The following is a 1,929-nucleotide window of genomic DNA, read 5'->3' as shown; positions in this document are numbered from 1 at the left end:
ATATCATGACCGAATAATTACTGTCTAATTAATTATAACCAATCCAAGTTTTATACTCATGTAAGTAAATTATTAACTGAATATGGACATACAGTAGTTGATTGTAATAGTAACGGAGCAACATCAAGTGAAGAATTAAAAGAAGGAGTGACAAAGGCTAATAATGCAAATGTTGATTTGTTCATCAGCTTACATATGAATGCTTATGACGGAAATGCTAATGGAACTGAATGTATAGTGTATTCAGAAAACAGTAAATCATATCCATATGCTAAAAGAATATGTGAAAACTTTGCTTCATTAGGATTTAAAAATAGAGGAGTAAAAATAAATCAACTTTATGAAATGAAGAATATAAAAGCACCTAATATTATTTTTGAAATTTGTTTCTATGACTCAAAAACCGATATTTATATTTATAATAAGTATTCTTGGGAACAATTATCACATAAACTTTGTAATGCTATTGATAGCAATATTCAAGATAAACCAGAAGAAAAGAAAGCGTATATTGTTACAAAGTATTTGCCACATGCTTATGAGGGGTATGATGGAGTCGATATAAGAGCAATTCTTGATAAGTATTTTGATGGAGTTAAGTGTTATGTTAGGGGGGATGAGAATGGGATTTGGATTGAGACTGAGTATTTAACTGTAGAAAAGATTAGTATATTAAAAAATAAACTTGGAGTTTGGTTTTATTCGATAGGAAATGAACTATAAGATTGTATATAAGTATATAAATGAAACTAAGTATAATAATGAAACTATAATACTGACAGGTGCCTGTAGCACTTTAAAGTGCGTTCTTCACAGAGAGAAATGCTGCATATATAATATGAGTATAGCAAGCGGCCGTTTGAAAATCCAAGGAGAAAATTATATATGAGTTTAAAGAAAAAATAAAAAATATGTTTAAGCGAAAGGAAGATAATAAAATGAAAGAAGTAGTAGAATTTTTACAAGCCAATCCAGTTCAATATTTAGCAACAATAGGGAGAGATGGAAAAGCAAAATGTCGTCCATTTATGTTCTGTTTTGAAAAGGAGGGAAAGTTGTGGTTCTGCACAAATAACACAAAAGAAGTTTATAAGGATATGCAAGCCAATCCAGAAATTGAAGTATCAGTTTCGGATGCAAGTTATGCATGGATAAGATTAAATGGGAGAGCAGTGTTTGAAAATAACATGGAAGTAAAAGAAGCATGTATGGCAAATCCAATAGTAAAAGGACAATATAATACAGCTGACAATCCAATATTTGAAGTATTTTATTTAGAAAATGCAAAAGCAACAATTGCAGATTTCTCAGGAAATCCTCCTAAGAAATTTAATTACTAATTTAGTTTTAAAATAAAGATAAAAACGAAAATTATCTTTGGGGCAGGTGTAATTCCTGACCGGTGGTAAAAGTCCACGAGTTTTTGATGAAGCTGATTCGGTGTAATTCCGAAACCGACGGTATATAGTCCGGATGAGAAAAGGTAGTTACGTTTCATATGTGTACTAATATATGCAGCCTTGGAATGTACATTATTTCGGGGCTGTATGTATATATAAGAAACTGTGAATAATAACTCCTGATATTTTATGTATGATGGAGGATATGAATGAATAATTTGAATGTAATACAGAATAAAAAGATTAATGACAAAAGAAATGTAATCAGTGTTAGAAATTTAGTAATTGTAGGAATGATGGGTGCTATAAGCACTATATTAATGCTTTTTGAATTTGGGATTCCATTTTCGCCTTCATTTGTAAAAATGGATTTTTCTGAATTACCTGTAATTTTAGGTGGATTTTTAATGGGACCTATTGAAGGTTTTCTTATTATAGTTATAAAAATAGTTTTGAATTTTTTACTGAATGGTACAAGCACATTTGGCATTGGAGAATTATCTAATATGATGGTAAGTGTAGGATATAT

3 protein-coding genes and 1 riboswitch are annotated in these 1,929 nt (G+C 29.9%); all 3 genes read left to right on the top strand.

Annotated features, from left to right (window positions below):
* Nucleotides 1-27: 27 nt before the first annotated feature.
* Nucleotides 28-723, top strand: coding sequence for an N-acetylmuramoyl-L-alanine amidase (locus Q0F58_RS19295; protein WP_294379696.1), 696 nt, complete (start codon nucleotides 28-30; stop codon nucleotides 721-723).
* 215 nt (nucleotides 724-938) lie between these two features.
* A complete protein-coding gene (locus tag Q0F58_RS19290; protein ID WP_294379694.1) occupies nucleotides 939-1,340 on the top strand; it encodes a pyridoxamine 5'-phosphate oxidase family protein in 402 nt (133 codons plus the stop codon).
* 29 nt (nucleotides 1,341-1,369) lie between these two features.
* A riboswitch (FMN riboswitch) is annotated at nucleotides 1,370-1,489 on the top strand.
* A gap of 120 nt (nucleotides 1,490-1,609) precedes the next feature.
* Nucleotides 1,610-1,929: ECF transporter S component (locus tag Q0F58_RS19285; RefSeq protein WP_294379692.1), on the top strand; the 320-nt coding region annotated here is incomplete at its 3' end.

The organism is uncultured Clostridium sp., assembly GCF_934754915.1.
Lineage (GTDB): Bacteria > Bacillota > Clostridia > Clostridiales > Clostridiaceae > Clostridium.
Note: the sequence above shows the minus strand (reverse complement) of the source record. Positions and strands in the feature narration are given on the sequence as shown.

Coding starts and splice junctions, on each gene's coding strand:
- Q0F58_RS19290 (WP_294379694.1), top strand. CDS start 939: ATGAAAGAAGTAGTAGAATTTTTACAAGCCAATCCAGTTCAATATTTA.